Source organism: Mesorhizobium sp. B2-1-1 (assembly GCF_006442975.2).
Lineage (GTDB): Bacteria > Pseudomonadota > Alphaproteobacteria > Rhizobiales > Rhizobiaceae > Mesorhizobium.
In genome coordinates this window covers 260,512-277,151 of record NZ_CP083955.1, presented here as the reverse complement: position 1 = coordinate 277,151, position 16,640 = coordinate 260,512, and the positions used below count along the sequence as shown (strand labels likewise).

The following is a 16,640-nucleotide window of genomic DNA, read 5'->3' as shown; positions in this document are numbered from 1 at the left end:
CTTCAGCGAGCGACAAAGGAGACCTCCAATGAAGTTACCGAGGACTGTCAGCCTGGGCGTTGCCATTGCGCCGGTCGCCGGCACCGCAGTGGCGCTCGCACAGGTCAGCGGAGCGGCTCCAGCCTGCCGCACGCGTAGGCGCTCACCTGCTGCGGCGGTTTCTCCGAGCCAATGTCGAGTCCGGCAGACTGGCGTGGCTAAATCGGAAGATTGATGGGCTTATTGTGACCACTCGTTCCCGTCAGCGACCTTTCGGGTCCGACGGACGTTCAAAGTACAAACGAGCGCATGGAGATTGGCGTGTCCTTCTCGGTCTATGACATCACTGTCCCTGTCATGGTACATGGCCTGAACGTGATGGATGATTATCTCGACCACGCTCAAGCGCTCGAGCGGAGCAAGGGATTCGATCCCGGGAGGATCCTTGGCGAACGGCTCACGCCCAGCATGCTGTCTTTCGGAGGACAGTTCTCCGTAAGCTGCAACAAGGTCGACGCGCACATGGCGAAGTTGATGCAGCGCCACCCGCCGGCACCCCGCACCACGGCGATGATGTATCCAGCATTGAAGGGGCGGCTCGTTGAGACGCGCGGCTTTCTACAAAACGTGCAGCCGGAGGAAATTGCCGGCGCGCAGTCCCACACATACGAGCTGACGCCGCCTATCGTGCGCGGGTGGTACGGCGGCGACGACTATATCCGGCACCTGGTTCTGCCTGACTTCTTCTTCCACATCTCGATTGCTCACGCGATCCTCAGGCGGCTCGGTGCGGCTATTGGGAAGCGCGACTATCTCGGTAACCTCACTCAGCAGAGCGGCGGTGATTACTCGTGAGGTGGTGGCGCGACGCACGATAACAGCCGATGCCTTCAAGCCTGGAAACGAGCTCCAGGCACATCAGTAGTGAGCGAGTTGCGAGAGGTCATTGGCGCGCGACAAGGCTTAGTTGAATTTGAGGCCGATATAGCCGAGCTGGGAGCTGCGGGTATCGACCCTCTCGTTTAGGTTCGGGCACAAGGGGATATGGCAGGCTCCTGGAAGGCGCCTCAGTCCTCCGGTCCCTCGACGGTCCGCGTCGCCTGGCATGCACGAGCCGACGGCAGTCGCCAGTTTGGCCGGATAATGGCAGCTTTGGCCGCCCGGGTGCCGTTGCAGGTAGTCCTGGTGCTCGGCCTCGGCCTGCCAGAACCGCTCCTCGGAGTTGATTTCAGTCGTGACAGGACCGGGCCACAACCCAGAGACATCGATTTCTGCGGCCGTCGCGAGCGCCGTCTCCTTCTGCCGTTCGTCGGGGGTAGAAGATGGCAGCTAGCTTGGTCCAAAGTCGCTCCTGCTCGTAGGTTGTCGGGTCGTGAAACTGGAAGAAGCGTTCAAGGATGGCCCGGTAGCTTACCACCGCGGGATCGAAGATGATCTCGATTGCCTCTGCGTGCGCTTGATGGTTGCCGTAGGTCGGATTGGGGAGGTCGCCGCCAGTGTAGCCGACGCGTGTCGAGACCACGCCTCGCACTCGCCGGGACATGGCCTGCATGCCCCAGAAGCATCCACCAGCCAACACCGCCTTTTCCGTCGCCATGTTGGAGTTCCTCTGACCGGCCACACGCCGTAGTGAGAGTACCGGTCGCCGACATGGTAAGATCATAGAAAGCGGACATCCAATCGATAACCGGCCGGGATGAGGTCGTCACGGACAGTCCTGCTACCCAGCCTCCGACAGGGCGCCTCCACGACCGGCTCTGACGTGCAGCTCGCTACGTGGAAAGCGGAGAACGAACTTACAAGCGGCTTGGGCGGTTTTGAAGGCTGACCGCCGGTATCTGATGAGCGTGATCTTTGTCTGACATCATTTGCTTTTGGCGAAAGTGGAAGAATTCGTCGCCTACAATTCCCGACCGGCATGAAATCCATACAACGTTTTCATTGGCCTGGATTGGCGGCTTCGGGCGAAATCTGAGCGCGCCAGAAACAACGCAATTTTCGATCCTGGGCAAACACACATTGCAGAAGAACTCCCGCAAACCAGAAGGACACCTACTAATGAACCTGAGACCCATTCTGTTCGGAGCATTGGCTTTTTCAACGCTTGGTGGCGGGGCTTTCGCAGGCGCTCTCGACTCGCCAGCGATGATGGCGCCGTTTTTCAATGATGCAGGAATGAAAACGATGAAGCCCAAGGCCGAATTCGAGGCCGCGTGGAAAAGCATGTCGAAGAGCGATCAGGACGCGATGATGAAAGAGTGCCAAGATGAGGCAATGAGCAAGCCTTACGCGGAATTTTGTGCGAACCTAAAGCCGCTAGGCGGCGCGAACCATTAGGCCGAAGCCCTTGATCGGCGACGGGCCTCGCGCCCGTCGTGCATGACTTGGCTGCAAGCCTACATCGAACGGCAACACTCCGTCAGTGGAAGACGGCTCATCATAAGCTGCTCGAGTCGACTTGATCGAGGCGTTTGCGTCCCCCCGCCCTGGGATCGTCGCGTGCGGCGTGGCGCCTGACGAAATGCCGGACCTTCCACATCGCTCGAACAGGTCGGCGGCTATGCGCTCGAGAACGTCAATAAAGCGATCGTCGCCCTAACCGGCGGTTTGACGAGCACGCGCCCTCCCCGCTCGTTCCACGCACGCCAGGGACTCCCACGTACAAAGACAATGAAAGGGCTGCCAACATGACAACAAATGTCCAAGAGCTGCCGAACGGCGAGCGAGACGAGCCGGCGGTGCGAAACTCGATTGCGACCTTCGCGGCAAAAATCAACCAGCTCCTTGCTGACGCTCTGTCGCTCTATCTCAAAACCAAAAACTTCCACTGGCACGTGAGCGGCCCCCATTTCCGGGATTACCACCTCATGCTGGACGAGCAGGCGAGCGACATTCTCGACCTGATCGACCCACTCGCGGAGCGCGTCCGCGCGGCCGGCAGCAGGACGATCCGCTCGCTTGGGCAGGCGGCGCGGCTGCGAACCATTGCGGACAACGATGCCGATGGCGTTGCACCGGTCGCTATGCTCGCCGAGCTCATGGAGGGCAACTTGGCCTTGGCGGCTTCGATGCGGCTGGCGCACAAGCTCTGCGACGAGTTGGACGACGTTGCGACGGCAAGCCTTCTCGAAGGGTACATAGACGCCGCCGAGAAGCGCGCGTGGTTCTTGCGCGAGGCGGCGCAGCCGCACTGATCATCGACGGATGCACTGAGCCGAAAGTTCAAAACACGATGGCGCGAGTCTGAAGCGGCGGCGTGTTCGCCAGGACTCACATTCGTTCATATCCAGAGTGAGCTCTGGTCTAGGCGGAAATCGGCGTGCGCGGACAAATACGGTCAGCGCACGCATTTCGACCGCCCACAGAATGGATCGGATGCCTGAGTTGAGCGACACGGACGAATTGCAGTGACCTCCAGCCGCGTCGAGACTGGCGCCCGCCGCTTCAGCGCCTTCCGGTGAAGTGGAATTCGATGTCGACCTTGTTCGTGATCGGGGGCGGGTCAGGAGACGTCCGCGCCGCGGGCGTGGCGTCGGGACCCGGCGCGAAGGTGATGCTCGCCGAGGGCTGCAGGTCGTGGTGCCGGTCGCGATCGAGTGTAGGCGTCAGGCGGTCGGGAATGAAATCGATAATGCAGCGGCACTTCCGTAGGGACGAACGCATTGGCAATGTGGCGTCGGCGGCTTGGTCCAGTGGCTCCGTCGACCCGGCGCCCGGCCCTTGTGCGCAGTCTGTGAAATCCTGAAGGTGAGTGCGATGATCAGCTTCTATTTCCACCCTACGCCCAATCCAGCCAAGGTGGCCCTGTTCTTGGAGGAGTCTGAGCTAACGTATGAGCTGGTGCCGGTCGACACCAGCAAAGGCGAACAACACCAGCCCTCATTTCGCGCCGTCAATCCCAATGGCAAGGTCCCTGTGATCGTCGACCCAGAAGGCCCAGGCGGAAAAAAGGTGCGGGTTTTCGATTCCAGCGCAATTCTGCTGTACCTGGCCGAGAAAACAGGCCGCTTCCTTGGTCAGCCCGCCGACCGGGGTGAGCTTTTGTCATGGCTTTTCTTCCTAGCAACAGGCCTGGGGCCCTTCTCGGGACAGGCTGTGCATTTCCAGTTTGCGGCTCCCGACGGCCTGGACTACGCCGTCAACAGATATCGCCGCGAAGTGGAGCGCCACTATCGCGTACTCGACAGTCAACTCGTCGGCCGCGACTATATCGTCCGGTCCGACTACACGATCGCCGACATGTCCGCCTGGGGCTGGATAGACCGTGCCTCACGTGTGATGAAGGGCGCCGACGATCCCTTGGCGCCGTTCCCGAACGTCAAACGCTGGTTCGCCGCAATCGATGGTCGGCCCGCCGTCGCGAGGGCGCGTGCGGTCGGAACGGATCACGAGTTCAAGAAGGTGAACGACGAGGAAACGATGCGTGCGCTCTTCCCGTCGAACTACGTCGCGGCCGACGGCTAGACCAGAGGCGACCGGATCTCATCCGGCCGCAATTGCGAGAATGGAAACCAGAACAGTACTGCATTTCCCAACGTCTGTTACGAAACTTAGCGTTCGGTGCGGGGTGTCTAGGGACCACTTGTCGTGTGGTGTCGCGTTCGCGGGTCTGTTCCTGTGACCGATATATTTTGCCGCCTGAGCGGCGAAAATCTAGGAGGATGTAGATGAACCTCGACGCGAGGGACATGGTCGTGGCTGTTTCAGATCTCTTGAGACGCGGCTACGACCACAAATACCGGATAAGGATGGCCAACTCTACGACCTGACTGCCGAGAAGCCCGTAGGTGGCGGCGGCGCCCGCGTTGATGGCGCGATAAGGTTCGAGAGCCCGCCCGAAGCGGGAGACGGTTCCAACATCTATGCGATCACCGACAGGGGGGGCGGCAGCAAGGGCTTGTTGATCGATACCTTTGATGCCTTGGACCAGGAGCGCTCGCGGGGGCTTGACGAACAGCTAAACGCGAACCGCCCCACACGTCACGACAACGGAGACTAAATAGCGAGCCGATATGGCCTGCGAAAGATATTTAAGGAGGAATTCGATCGGGATCCCGAGCGGTTTGTGCTGCGCATCGGGTTTCCTGACTTCCCCCCGTGTCCGTTAGGGCAGTCATCCTCCATGCTCGGGTTCGACACGGTGAAGCAATCCTACGTCTGTCTGGTCGCCAGCATCCTACGAGATTCCAGGGTTGAGAGAATCCCTTACCAGGGGGCTGACGTTCCCGACAACGAATGAGCGCGCAGTGGTCGGGCTTGCCGACACTGTCACCACAGCGCCGGCCCGCGGCGCCTCCTTTAAAACGACGTGAGATGAATAAGCAGATCGTGAAGCAAACAATGCTGTCGCTCGAGGCGCGCGACCTCGAGAGCGCGAGAGAAAAATACCTGGAGTATGTCGCGAGCGCCCGGCTGGATAGAAGTGAGCCGATCGAATACGATGAACAAGCGCAGGCGGAGCTCGCAAGCGACCTGTCTGAAGCCTTCGACGACACTGTTCACTCGCACTCCGACAAGATCGAGAAGCTCGACGATAGACTTCGGACCAAAGAGCAAGGTCGAAGAAGGCGCAATGCTGAAGCTACACGGTCGGTTTTTCGTTGTTGCCGTGCCGACGGCCAAATTTGCGTGCGACGGCAACGAAATTATGGGCATCTCCACGCAAGCGCCGATCTATGCTGAGTTGGAAGGCAAGCGCGCCGGTGACACGGTCTCGTTCAATGGAAGGGACCTCGTGATCGAAGAGGTCGCCTGACGGCTGCGACGCCGAATGTTGAAGGCAAGCACCCCGGCATAACGCGCGGCAAGTGATCCGGCTCTTGTGGGGTGGCTAGGGAATAAGCTGATGACGTAAGGTCTGAAGCACGGTCACGTCGTGCGCCTGAAGTGCACTCCGCACTTACTGTCGGCCGACGCTCTACGCCGCATTAACGCTTCCATGGCGCGCCGGGCGACTGGAATGGAAACGATAACAACCCGGCATTTCTAATGGTCAGCCTTTCGGGATAGCTCTGTGCAATTAACCGAGCTGACCCGAGAGACGCATGGAGTGGCCGCTAGCGTAAGGCGTCGTGATCGCCCTCTTAGATGATGCGCTATCCACGTCGCAAGGACCCGCCCAAGCAAACAAGCCATAGGAGTCACCAATGTCGTTCCGCTTCATCACCAAGTCTATGCACGCCTACCTCATCGATTATCCCGTCGCTGTCGTCTTGATCGCAGCACCGTTTGTGCTGAAGCTCGGCCAGAGCGGACCGATCGCGGTGTGGCTTTCGGTTGTTGTCGGTGTCGCGGCGCTACTCTTGCCCGCCCTTACCGACCATCCCACCGGGCTCGTCCATATCATTCCCTACTGGCTGCATCTTTGGGTCGACCGGGCCGTTGGCGTCGTGTTTGTCATCGCACCGTTCGCCTTCAAGTTTGCTGGGCTCGACGCTTGGTACTACTGGGTCCTCGCTGCCGCTGTCCTACTCACCACGTCGGTCTTTAACGCGCCTGAGGAGCCAGCCGCGACGCATTTGGGAGCGGACAGGCGTAGGGCGGCTTGAGGGCGACGATTGTCGCAGCGCTCTTCTGCGCCGCTAAGAAAACCATATGCACCGGCTAGTGGAAGGTTTCGTTCCTCGCTGCAATCGATGCCTATCGCTTCCGCAGATCTTCTCGAGTGACGCGCAGCGCAGCCTGGAACGGACAAAGCTCAATTGCGTGAGGCAGAAATGCACGGCTCGGTGCAAGACGTGCCACCAGTGATCAATGAGGCTCGCCGGGGCGGAATGCGCCAGCTGGCTTTCATATCCGCCATGGTGTCCCTGGTCGCTTCCTTTGCCGTAGCGGCCGCTCCAATCCCGCTCTACAACACCTACCGGGCGGAGGACGGGTTCACCAACGCCGGCATCTCTATGGCCGTGGTGGCGTACGCCATCGGCACTATCGCCTCACTGTTGGTGCTGGGACGTCTGTCCAATCATCTGGGCCGCCGGCTCACTTCGATCGCTAGCCTCGGTCTGCTGCTGCTGGGCTGTCTGCTGTTGCTGAATGTGCGCGACATCGAAATCCTGCTGGCCGGTCGGCTCCTGGTGGGTGTCGGCACTGGGTTGGCCAGCAGCAGCCTGACTTCCTACATCGTCGACGCCGCGCCCAGCAGGCCAGAATGGTTGGCCTCCGTCGCCTCCAGCCAGGGACCGATGCTGGGCCTCACTGTCGGCGCCATCGCCTCCGGTGCTTTGGTCCAGTTCGGCCCTTGGCCACGCGACCTCATCTATCTGGTTTGCGTCGGCTTTCTATTGCTGTCTGGTGGACTCATCTCAATCAGCCCGGAAACCGCAACTCTGACCCCGGGCGCTTGGCGATCGCTGTTGCCTCGGGTGGGCGTACCGGCCCACGTTAGGCATCTGCTCCCTGTGGCGGCAGCGGTGTTCCTGGCCACCTGGGCGACCGGAGCCTTCTACCAAGCGTTCGTGCCTGCGCTGGTGGAAGATCAACTCCAGACCCGCAGCCCGCTCATTCTCGGATTGGTGTTCGCCGCCTATATGACGCCCAGCGTTCTCGGCGCTCCTATCGGCGGCCGGTTCACATCGGCGGTCGCCCAACGCGTCGGAATGGTCATCTTCCTGACCGGAATGATCGGCGTCATCACGGCGATCGCCGCCGGCACACTTGTGTTTTTCATCATCGCAACCATCCTTGCGGGCGCCGGCCAAGGCATCGCCATCAGCGCCGCGACACGCGGTCTGTTGCGCGGCAGCACGCTAGCCGACCGCGCACCGATCTTCAGCGCGATCTATCTCCTCTGCTACAGCGGCGCCGCCTTCCCCAGCCTCATCTCCGGCAAGCTGTCCAACACTTTCTCGCTGCCGCAAATAGCCGTCGGGTACGGAGGGCTTGCCCTCCTCGCCACCTTGTTCGCGGTCATCGGTGCACGCAACCCGCACGCTTACACGACCGCGAACGACGGCTCATCGCGGTCGATAAAATGACCCAGAAAGAGAACGCCAGGACGGAAGCACAGTTGGCTGTCGCGCACCATGCTCCGCGCCGGCAAGCCGCTCTAAGTCTCCCGCCAGCCGGTCGAGCAAATCGCCACGCATCGCCAATATTCGCCCTGCTGCCTCTCCTCCCATTTGCTCTCATTGGCGACCCGGTGGTCCTGCTGGATGGGACGGTCGTTACTGATCACGAAAAGCAGGTTTACCGCGAGGCTCCGGGCGTAGATGCGATAATTATCCGGCGTGATCACGACGTCGGGATTGGTGTTGCGCTCCTGGAGCCATTCGATCGTTTGATCGACCTTGCCCTCGGCGGGCTCTTCCCAATTTTCGATATCCTGGTCGAGCGTTTGCTGGACCCTATAGGTGTACTGCAGAAACTGTACCGTCGGCTGATCACTGGCGTGCTTGATCAGACTCGCCACAAACTCCGTTTCCGTGACTGGGTAGAGGACCGGTTTTCCGACGGCGGTCATCCAGGTACCTCTTTCGCAACCGCCATTCACGTCTCCCTTTAATCCAGTAGTTTCGCGCGGGCGAAGCTTTTTCTTCACCCTTGAAGAATTTGACCCGACCGACAAGGCCTGGCTTGAGCCATTCGGCCTTTTCTTTTCAGGCCCTTCGACACCGGTCCGCCTATCTGCCCCGTTGCCGATGCTCCCAATAGGCGGCGGGCTTCTGTGGACGCACCACTGGCGGCGCGGTGCGGTTTCGGCAGCGGACGAGCTTAGCGTAAAAGCCATCGCGAAATGGAAGAGCAGCCCGCCTTGACGTAATGTTTGGCATCTCGGGGATGCGCGACCGGTGGGGAAGTCCGATGAGAGTAGCAATATTTTTCGCGGCGATCGTGATCGCTGCGACTGGTGGTGCCTTTGCCAAGGAGAAGAAAGTGGTGGTCGGTGATGCTGCGGCCCTGTGTTCTACGAAGCATTCGACCAAGAAGCCGGTGAGAGATCTGGACTGCGGTTTGACTGGCACGGCCAAATTGCCGGATGGAACAACGCCGGAAAAGCCGCGCCTCGGATACGACACCGATCCGTGGATCCTAAATGGCTTTTAAAGCTGGCTTCAGATAGCCGTCAACTTGCAGCGTGGCCGGATGGAAGCGTTTTCAGGTACTTGGAACGACACTCGCATGAAATTCCAACACAACCACACGAGTATCCCCTTTTACGCGAAATGCGGGGTCCGATTCCACGGTCATTGCCGTTCAATCGTATCCGTCCTGTCCATTTCGCCTGTGGCGGAGCTTGTTGAACCGCAAACCGAGTGTAAGGCGTGATGCGGAAGATTCCGAGCCGCAACCCTCGCCACGACAACAAATGGGGCGCCCGCAGCATGTCGCTGGCCGACGCCATGGATCCCAAAAAACATCCTTTGTTACGAGATGAACGGGACTCCCTTGCCGCCTGATAATGGCTTCCCGTTGCGGCTTATAGCGCCTGGCTGGTATGGGATCGCGAATGCGAAATGGCTACAGCGTATCGATGTGCGCGACCAGCGCTTCGAGAACCGTTTCATGGGACGCGACTACGTCACACGGCGCGAGGAGGACCACAACGGCGAGACTGTATGGGTGGAGACTTCTGTCGGGCGGGCGCGGCTGAAATCGGCACCGGCCCGGGTCACTCATATCGGCAATGACTATCGCATTGTCGGGGCCGCCTGGGGCGCGCCGATCGACCGGGTTGAGGTGAAAGTCGACGATGGGCCGTGGATGCTGGCGGCCATCGATGAGACGGACAAGGCGGACTTTGCTTGGAAGATATGGTCGGTCAACTGGCCCAAGCCCTCCGCCGGGGAGCACAGCGTCACCTCGCGGGCGGTCAGTACAGAGGGGCAAGTTCAACCGGCTATGGACGATCCTTTGATTGCAAAAAAGCACACATACTGGGAGAGCAATGGCCAGGTAACGCGGCACGTCAATATCGTTTGAGAAGCGTGCTCGAAAATTCCCTTGGGTGAAGCGCATGCGCGAGACTCGCATGCGCTTTCGCCAAGGGCAGCGGTTATACTGAGCCGACAAATCGCTTGCCTAGGTGTGACGCGCGGACCTTGGCGAGCCCAACCCGGCACGCCGCCGGAATGGGTAGCCCGCCTAGACGGGAGGCTACCATGAAAGTTGCATCGCTACTTGCAGTCGGCTGGATCATATCCTGCGCAATCGCCCCCTTTGCTTCGGCCGAGGACGCGCACACTGTGACCACTCCCAGCGAGGTTAAGTGGGGTCCGGGCCCCAAAACGCTTCCTGCTGGAGCAGAGTTGGCAATCCTGTACGGCGATCCGGCCAAGGAAGGTCCGTTTGCCCTTCGGCTCAAATAGCCGGCTGGGTATGCGATCGCGCCCCATACGCATCCGGGGCTTGAAGTTGACACAGTAATATCGGGAACCATTAATCTTGGCATGGGCGAGACCGCCAACCGTAGCGCCGTCAAAGCAATTCCTGCGGGCAGCTACTTCGCTTTGCCGCCAGGCATGGCGCATTTTGCATATTTCGACGAAGAGACGGTGCTCCAGCTCACCACTAACGGCCCGTGGGGCATAAAGTACATCAATCCGGCCGACGATCCTCGAAAGACGAAATAGCTACGAAGGCTCGAAAACGACAGGGTGGTGTGGACCCAGACGAGGTCGCCGCCGGCACTGACGAGACTAGCCAAGATAGTCTCAAGTGCACAACTTGCGCGCGCTGGGCAAGCGGGCATTTTTGGCAATGAGACGAGAACTCGCGCGGCTGCGGAGAAGTCAAGACTAGCTGCAAGAGAGCAGGGTTTCCGAACGCAGATCAAAACCAAGACAAGGGAGCTTGCCTCGCTCGTCGGACAGAGTCGCTCTCCGAAAGGCGTACTTGTGTCGATACGTGAGATGACCGAGGCTATCCTGCCTTGCCTATAATCGGATTTGTACGTCGATACTGCGGGATTCTGGGTATCAGGTGGCGCGGAGGTTTGGGCGGGAGCATCCTTCTGCAGGCAACCGATCCCGATCTGCGGCATGGCGGTTGCGGCAGTGGTTGTGCTGGAACGACACTTTTCCGGAGGGCGGCTATGCGAATTTTTATGACGCTCTGCGTCGCAGCCGCCGCTCTCCTTTTGGATGCGCCACAAAAGGCTGCAGGAGCAAGCTTTGATTGTTCTCGTGCGAGACTTTCCGTCGAGCGCATGATCTGTGCTGATGCATTGCTCTCCGATCTGGACGAGAAACTGTACGCGGCTTTTCAAGCGATTGACGGCCGGAAGGCACCGGAACTCGTGGCTGCTCAGAAACGTTGGATCAAGCAGAGAAACAAATGCACCGCTCCGACATGCGTTTCCACTTTGTACAGGGAGCGGATTTTCGAACTGTCCCAACTGGGTGCCACCGCGCAGGCAGTTCCAGGCAGCACAGCGGCATCTGCGTCTACGACACCTGCTGCAAGACTGGCGGGGGACGCTCGCAAGCAGGTTCTGAAGCTTCCGAGCCAAAACGATATTTACGTTCAGAACGCCGACGTGCTTGTTCAATTGATTCAAAAATTGCCAAGGGACATTCGTGATCTCCGATTTTTCCAGAATTACGACATAAGGTTAAGATCGTATTTTCAATTCCTTACCGCAGATCAGCAGCAAAGATATTCCAAGGTAATGGACGATTGGTGGCAGACAACCTTGAAAGAAATCGGCGGGCATCCCATTGCTGTTAGCGACATCACTCTCCTACAACTTATCGCGCCCAATTTCCCTCCTGAGCGTCAGGCGCAATTGCGCGAACTAGTGGGCAGTGCTCTTTCCTCTGGTCCCGGTCCCGCCCTTACGAACGCGGACACGCTATCGATCGAGGACGGAGTTGCTGTCGAGCCTACGGATCGGGAGATTTGGGAAGGCACTGCGCCGTGCGCGCCGAAGAATACGACGTATGACTTCGTTGTCCTTGGATCGATCGATAAGGCGAATTCCGCCTATGTGATGTCGCGGGGAGATCAGCAGACGATCGTGCGATACGCAGCAAAATACGACCTGACCATCGGCACCATCGATCTCTCCGAAATGAGCATCATCCGCAACAATGATTTCGTCACGCTTCCCAAATCCGCGAACGTGGAACTTGAGGATGGCGGATCCACGCTGGCGATGCATCTTGCGCCATCCTGTGAGGTGCGTTTGCAGAGAAAGAAGTTTCCTGAGGCGGTCCTGCAGGCGATCTCGCACGCTAAAGCCGATCCGGCATATGTACCGGCGCAAGGCCTTCCGTTCTGCGTGAGCATGTTGGCGTGGTCGCATCAGATTCAAACTGGCGCGCCTAAACTCGACCTGACCAAGAACATTACGACAGACCCCCCCATGAAGCTGCTGATCGCCAGCGCATTCCACGATTCGATGACCAGGAAGTTCCTGGGGCGTCCGCTGACCACACTGGATACGCGACAGAAAGGAGACCAGGAAATCTGGTTCAGATGGACGGAGCTTGCGCGCGAGTGCCTGGCTCATCCGCTCTATTTCGACGACAGCCCCGCGCTGGTGAAAATAATACTTCCGTACTTGAACCATCTAGGTGACGAAGATGGCGAATTGGCGATCATCTCCACCGTGGAGAACCGCGTCAAACAGGTGGCCCAGGCTGGGGCAAATTTCAGTGCGACGGCCGATGGCTTCATGAAATTGCGGGCATATGTCTCGCCGCTCGAGATGCAATTGGAGCCGGTGCTGATGCAGGTTCGCCAAGCCGTGCTCAAGCCCCTGATCGACCGCGAGGCGGAGATCGCAATCGTCGCCGTGCATGCGGAGCCACCGGCAAAGCAAGGCAGTCCAAGACCGCTCGACAGGTTGAGCGTCATTGCGGATATGATCGACGCCCTGAGAAGTGCGGACCAAGCCGCAGAAGTCGCTTCGGCTGAGACCGTCGCTATCGGGATCGTCAATGCGGATTTGACGGAGATAATCGCGCTCGGCCGCACCCATGTCGAGTACGTCGGGGCGGACATATTCTCGCTCAGCCACCTGCAACAGTGGAAGAGCAAGACCGAAAACGAGCTCGGGAGATTTTCAGAATTCGCTTCCTACAAGACCGCCATGCAATCTGCCTCGCAGGAGATAGACGGCGTAATTCCGCAAGTCGTGGCCGGGCTGGCGAGCGTCGTGACCCAAGCCACGGACATCGGCGAGATCGGGACCATATCGAGCGCCGTCGCGGAGCTCCAATCCGGCCATTCCGACGTCATGACATCTCCCATGTGGCAGGCTTACATGCGCGGCCTCGACGGATGGTTTGCGGCCCATACGACGGGCAGTGCCGCGGTCGCCGGGACATCACCAGCCAGCCATGGCCAGAATGTGGCTTCGATCTTCCACTCCCCCGAGTTGAAGAATCGGCAGCTTGTGGGGGCGATTTTTGATCACGATTTCTTAGCGCTCAGAAACGATCAGGCGGACGCCTTCGCCGCTATCGTGGGGATGGTCAGGCCGATCAATCAGGCCTGCCCGGGAGTTCCTGTTGCAGGAGGGGCAGTGGCTTGGAAAAGCCCTCAATAACCCCGGGCAGTTCATGAACGACATGGTCCGAGACGCGGCCGCTCAGGATCGCGCCGAGGCCGATGGACAACTCGTCACCGACATTTCCTGTAAAGACCCCGACATGCAAACCTTTTTTGCAAATGCCGAGGAATTCCTCGCAGACCCGACAAGCGGAATTCCAAATGATAAACTGGGCGTAGCCGAGATGTGTACGAAGGCCCTACCTGCAAACCAACCCGAGACGGCGCCTTATTGTGCTTGCGCAGGTCCTATTCTTGAACAGCGGTTGACTGCGGTTGAAGGCGCTTACCTGAAGTCCGATCCGCGCCGGAACTACTCGACCGTGGTCAACCTTCTGCCGAGCGTCAGTGAGGATCTAAGAAAGTGCCAGCAGTAGCACCACCTTGTTCTTCTGGTACATTGGCCGCGCGACTGATAGTTGCCATGCTGTCGGTTGGCATGTCGCTTGCGCCGGCACGGGCGACATCCCTCTACGACTTCTTTGTCAACTACCGCAGGCAGGATACCGATCTTCAGATCGCATTCTCTACAGAGGTTTTGCGCAGCGCGCGGCTCCAGAACGGAAAGCTGGCCGGCTGTATCGAGAAGAACTTTGTGAAGCACGGCCCGGCCTTCCTGCCCGTCTACGATGCCTTCAAAATCAAGCTTTATTCGACAATCACCCCCGCAAAAACCGGCGTCGAACAGTCCATCGTTGAGGCGATTTCCGAAACGTGCAATCCGGCCGCGCTGGCGGCATACCCCGACCTGGCGCGCGATAACGTGAGCGTTCATCCTACCGACGCTTTCCATTCCGAGTACCAGGACGATGCCGCCAGGCTGGGTGCTGCCACGATCGCGGTGAATACTCAGCTGGCGCGCGTCACTTCCGAGGGCGATGACGCCTATGCTGGCTGTCTGAACGAGAAGCTCGTTACCACTGACGGCGCGATCCCGGACGCGTTGGGTGATGACAAGACGGCATGGGCCTTGGGTGCGGAAGGACAAATTCTTGGAGCAATCATCTATTTCTGCAAGGAGCAGACGAATACTGCGTCCCGGAGAAGCCGGGGCAGTACCGTCCCACCGCCGAATCCGACTTCCACGACCCGATCTTCCGGAACCAACTGCAATTGATCGAAAGCGTAGCTGTTCAGCCGGGCATTGCAGCGGTTCATGCCGGCCCGGACAAACCAGCCGCCGATTCCCGTCGGCCATCCCCGCACCGGATCATAGGGCAGTTCCTCTAGCCGGAGCAACTCCGCTTTGCCCGATCGGTCCGATGAGAGCACCTCTCCCGCCAGTGGGCCACAACGTCCGAACACCGCAATGGTTATCGTTCTGATGAGAGGGCGCGCTTCGGGCTTGTTATCTTTTGAAAAGCCTCGAGGGTGGCTCCGCAAGAATGATGCGACTTCCGTCCGGGTCTGAAAACTGAGCGATTCTTCCGTCAAGGTGAAATTAGGGGCCGCAAGCGAGAGGTCGGCTGTCGGCATCGAGCAGCTCATCCACGCTCCACTTGACGGCGCGTGCCACTCCAGCCGATGTCGGGCTTATCTACGTCGATGGCGGGACCTGCCCCTGACCACGCTTTATGCGCGGCCTATGCAAGACCAGATGCCCTTCGCGTCGGATTTGATTGGTAGTCGCGCATTCTCACCGCAGCTGCCCAGAACAGGGCGGGGGGAGAAGCTCAAGATTTTGTCGAAACACCGCTGCTTTACATTCGCGGCGCGGATGAGCCTGGCGACATCAATCGTTATATCGACGGCTTTTCGTAGCGTTGGCATTCGCAGCATCCGCTGCGCCACTATTAAGGATTGCGGGCACCTTGCGCCCGAAGAACAGGCTGCTACGACACGCCGTGAACTTATCGTTTCCTGCGCCTCGTCGGGATGATCTAAAATACCACTTGGCACCAAGAGGGCGATGAATGACGAAACACCGCATCTATTCGATGAGCTTCGCCAAGGTGTATCCCCTTCTCGTCGCCAAGGCGGAGAAGAACGGCCGCACAAAGGCTGACGTCGACGAGGTAATTCGTTGGCTGACAGGTTACTCGCAAAAAGCGCTCAATGGCCAAATTGAGAAAAAGACGACCTATGAGGACTTCTTCGCACAAGCGCCCAAAATGAATCCATCGAGGTCCATGATAACCGGCGTCGTTTGCGGAGTCCGGATCGAAACTATCGAAGAACCCACAATGCGGGAGATCCGATATTTAGACAAAATGGTCGATGAGCTCGCCAAGGGCAAAGTGATGGACAAGATACTCCGCGCATAGTTCGCGCAAAGCGGTTTTCGACCCGACGCAGATCAAACCTCGGCGGATGCGCAAGGGGAATGCCGTCTCCTGCGGCCGAGCCCCACGTCTCGGCCGATGGGGAACCCCGCAACGGCCCAAGAGTGAAGTGCCGAGCATGCGTTCTTCAATATAGAAGGCGCGCTTGCTTCGGTCGGGACCTCTCCGAAGGATGTCGTCGTCGTACACGTCTTTGTGCCCGATCGTCAGGACAAGGAGATCGTCAACCGGCTTGTGGCCGAAAAGTTCCGCGGTATCCATCCAGCAAACACGACACTGTGTATGCCTTTGGGAAAGCCCGAACTGAAAGTCGAGATAGAGATCACAGCCTATCGGCGTCGGCGACCGGAAGAGCCGGAAAATAGACTGGCAGTTCACCTCGGCTGACGACTACATGGGGTGCGTGCATCGATTGCAGCAGGCATGAGGCCATCCGCCAACGTGCCGCTGCTTCTTGCGGTTATTAGCTTGCGAGAACAGCCGACTCATCAGTTTGATGAACATCGTCACAGCATCGTCGGTGAGCTTCTGGCCCAGATTCATGCGCCCGATCAGCGAGTCGCGACGGCTGGCATGATCCGCCACTATTCTCTTTCGCCCGGCCGATTTGCTGGAAAACCAGCTACGGCGCCGTGAACCCAATCAACTCGGCTTTGCCATCCAACTTTGCCTAATGCGCTACCCCGGCCGGCCACTGGCCCCTAATGAGGTTCCACCGAAAGCGATGCTCGACTATGTTGCCGGCAAATAGATGCAAGTCCGGTCGGCTACGCGAGCGGCTTTGGAAATGTTCGAGCCAGCACAAATCCGGGACCGACAGCCACGGGCAAACGGTGCGATTGATCGGGTCGCGCCACACATTTCAAAACCCCTGCGACCGGCGCC

Annotated in this window: 14 protein-coding genes and 5 pseudogenes; 17 read left to right on the top strand and 2 right to left on the bottom strand. The window is 59.0% G+C overall.

Annotated elements, in window-relative coordinates; all coding sequences use genetic code 11:
• Positions 1-300 precede the first annotated feature (300 nt).
• The gene (locus tag FJ972_RS29165; protein WP_181165396.1) at positions 301-834 is read left to right on the top strand and encodes a DUF1993 family protein; all 534 of its coding nucleotides are present in this window, start codon (positions 301-303) and stop codon (positions 832-834) included.
• Positions 835-1,046: 212 nt separating this feature from the next.
• Here FJ972_RS29165 and msrA read toward each other — a convergent pair.
• Positions 1,047-1,576 (bottom strand): annotated as a pseudogene (gene msrA / locus FJ972_RS29160) (peptide-methionine (S)-S-oxide reductase MsrA).
• 257 nt (positions 1,577-1,833) lie between these two features.
• On the opposite strand from msrA, the gene FJ972_RS30315 reads away from it, so the two are divergent.
• The 6 genes from FJ972_RS30315 to FJ972_RS29130 all read left to right on the top strand — a co-directional run bounded on the left by FJ972_RS30315 (position 1,834) and on the right by FJ972_RS29130 (position 7,955).
• Positions 1,834-2,316: a hypothetical protein gene (locus FJ972_RS30315; RefSeq protein WP_318013163.1), complete on the top strand. Its 483-nt coding sequence runs from the start codon at positions 1,834-1,836 to the stop codon at positions 2,314-2,316.
• A gap of 350 nt (positions 2,317-2,666) precedes the next feature.
• Positions 2,667-3,173 carry a Dps family protein gene (locus FJ972_RS29150; protein ID WP_140501480.1) on the top strand — a complete coding sequence of 169 codons (507 nt, stop codon included), beginning with the start codon at positions 2,667-2,669 and terminating at the stop codon, positions 3,171-3,173.
• A gap of 562 nt (positions 3,174-3,735) precedes the next feature.
• Complete coding sequence (locus tag FJ972_RS29145) at positions 3,736-4,443, top strand: glutathione S-transferase family protein (RefSeq protein WP_140522747.1); 708 nt, start codon at positions 3,736-3,738, stop codon at positions 4,441-4,443.
• Positions 4,444-5,551: 1,108 nt separating this feature from the next.
• Complete coding sequence (locus FJ972_RS29140; protein ID WP_224656240.1) at positions 5,552-5,734, top strand: hypothetical protein; 183 nt, start codon at positions 5,552-5,554, stop codon at positions 5,732-5,734.
• 391 nt (positions 5,735-6,125) lie between these two features.
• Entirely contained in the window at positions 6,126-6,527 is a 402-nt protein-coding gene (locus tag FJ972_RS29135; protein ID WP_140522749.1) for a hypothetical protein, read from the top strand.
• 153 nt (positions 6,528-6,680) lie between these two features.
• A complete protein-coding gene (locus FJ972_RS29130; RefSeq protein WP_224656239.1) occupies positions 6,681-7,955 on the top strand; it encodes an MFS transporter in 1,275 nt (424 codons plus the stop codon).
• Positions 7,956-8,026: 71 nt separating this feature from the next.
• Here the strand turns inward: FJ972_RS29130 and FJ972_RS29125 are convergent, their stop codons facing one another.
• Positions 8,027-8,440: a hypothetical protein gene (locus FJ972_RS29125; RefSeq protein ID WP_140501470.1), complete on the bottom strand. Its 414-nt coding sequence runs from the start codon at positions 8,438-8,440 to the stop codon at positions 8,027-8,029.
• A gap of 341 nt (positions 8,441-8,781) precedes the next feature.
• Here FJ972_RS29125 and FJ972_RS29120 point away from each other — a divergent pair, with 341 nt between their 5' ends.
• The 10 genes and pseudogenes from FJ972_RS29120 to FJ972_RS29075 form a co-directional block, all read left to right on the top strand.
• Entirely contained in the window at positions 8,782-9,024 is a 243-nt protein-coding gene (locus tag FJ972_RS29120; RefSeq protein WP_140522750.1) for a hypothetical protein, read from the top strand.
• Between the two features lie 269 nt (positions 9,025-9,293).
• Positions 9,294-9,900 (top strand): annotated as a pseudogene (locus tag FJ972_RS29115) (molybdopterin-dependent oxidoreductase); the annotation flags it as partial.
• A gap of 179 nt (positions 9,901-10,079) precedes the next feature.
• A pseudogene (locus FJ972_RS29110) lies at positions 10,080-10,550 on the top strand (cupin domain-containing protein).
• A 461-nt stretch (positions 10,551-11,011) separates the two neighbouring features.
• Positions 11,012-13,471 carry a lysozyme inhibitor LprI family protein gene (locus FJ972_RS29105; RefSeq protein ID WP_140522752.1) on the top strand — a complete coding sequence of 820 codons (2,460 nt, stop codon included), beginning with the start codon at positions 11,012-11,014 and terminating at the stop codon, positions 13,469-13,471.
• Positions 13,472-13,484: 13 nt separating this feature from the next.
• The gene (locus tag FJ972_RS29100; RefSeq protein WP_140522754.1) at positions 13,485-13,850 is read left to right on the top strand and encodes a hypothetical protein; all 366 of its coding nucleotides are present in this window, start codon (positions 13,485-13,487) and stop codon (positions 13,848-13,850) included.
• A gap of 47 nt (positions 13,851-13,897) precedes the next feature.
• Positions 13,898-14,590 carry a hypothetical protein gene (locus tag FJ972_RS29095; RefSeq protein WP_140522756.1) on the top strand — a complete coding sequence of 231 codons (693 nt, stop codon included), beginning with the start codon at positions 13,898-13,900 and terminating at the stop codon, positions 14,588-14,590.
• 796 nt (positions 14,591-15,386) lie between these two features.
• Positions 15,387-15,737 (top strand): DUF2200 domain-containing protein, encoded by a 351-nt coding sequence (locus FJ972_RS29090; protein ID WP_140522758.1) that lies wholly within the window; start codon positions 15,387-15,389, stop codon positions 15,735-15,737.
• A gap of 141 nt (positions 15,738-15,878) precedes the next feature.
• A pseudogene (locus FJ972_RS30405) lies at positions 15,879-16,142 on the top strand (Rid family hydrolase); the annotation flags it as partial.
• A 54-nt stretch (positions 16,143-16,196) separates the two neighbouring features.
• The gene (locus FJ972_RS29080) at positions 16,197-16,391 is read left to right on the top strand and encodes a hypothetical protein (RefSeq protein WP_224680311.1); all 195 of its coding nucleotides are present in this window, start codon (positions 16,197-16,199) and stop codon (positions 16,389-16,391) included.
• Positions 16,381-16,497: pseudogene (locus tag FJ972_RS29075) on the top strand (DUF4158 domain-containing protein); the annotation flags it as partial. The gene FJ972_RS29080 and the pseudogene FJ972_RS29075, both read left to right, overlap by 11 nt.
• Between the last annotated feature and the right edge of the window lie 143 nt (positions 16,498-16,640).

Excerpts from the sequence above, each read along its gene's own strand:
- FJ972_RS29150 (WP_140501480.1), top strand. The coding sequence starts at position 2,667 with ATGACAACAAATGTCCAAGAGCTGCCGAACGGCGAGCGAGACGAGCCG.
- FJ972_RS29145 (WP_140522747.1), top strand. The coding sequence starts at position 3,736 with ATGATCAGCTTCTATTTCCACCCTACGCCCAATCCAGCCAAGGTGGCC.
- FJ972_RS29140 (WP_224656240.1), top strand. The coding sequence starts at position 5,552 with ATGCTGAAGCTACACGGTCGGTTTTTCGTTGTTGCCGTGCCGACGGCC.
- FJ972_RS29135 (WP_140522749.1), top strand. The coding sequence starts at position 6,126 with ATGTCGTTCCGCTTCATCACCAAGTCTATGCACGCCTACCTCATCGAT.
- FJ972_RS29125 (WP_140501470.1), bottom strand. The coding sequence starts at position 8,440 with ATGACCGCCGTCGGAAAACCGGTCCTCTACCCAGTCACGGAAACGGAG.
- FJ972_RS29120 (WP_140522750.1), top strand. The coding sequence starts at position 8,782 with ATGAGAGTAGCAATATTTTTCGCGGCGATCGTGATCGCTGCGACTGGT.
- FJ972_RS29105 (WP_140522752.1), top strand. The coding sequence starts at position 11,012 with ATGCGAATTTTTATGACGCTCTGCGTCGCAGCCGCCGCTCTCCTTTTG.
- FJ972_RS29100 (WP_140522754.1), top strand. The coding sequence starts at position 13,485 with ATGAACGACATGGTCCGAGACGCGGCCGCTCAGGATCGCGCCGAGGCC.
- FJ972_RS29095 (WP_140522756.1), top strand. The coding sequence starts at position 13,898 with ATGCTGTCGGTTGGCATGTCGCTTGCGCCGGCACGGGCGACATCCCTC.
- FJ972_RS29090 (WP_140522758.1), top strand. The coding sequence starts at position 15,387 with ATGACGAAACACCGCATCTATTCGATGAGCTTCGCCAAGGTGTATCCC.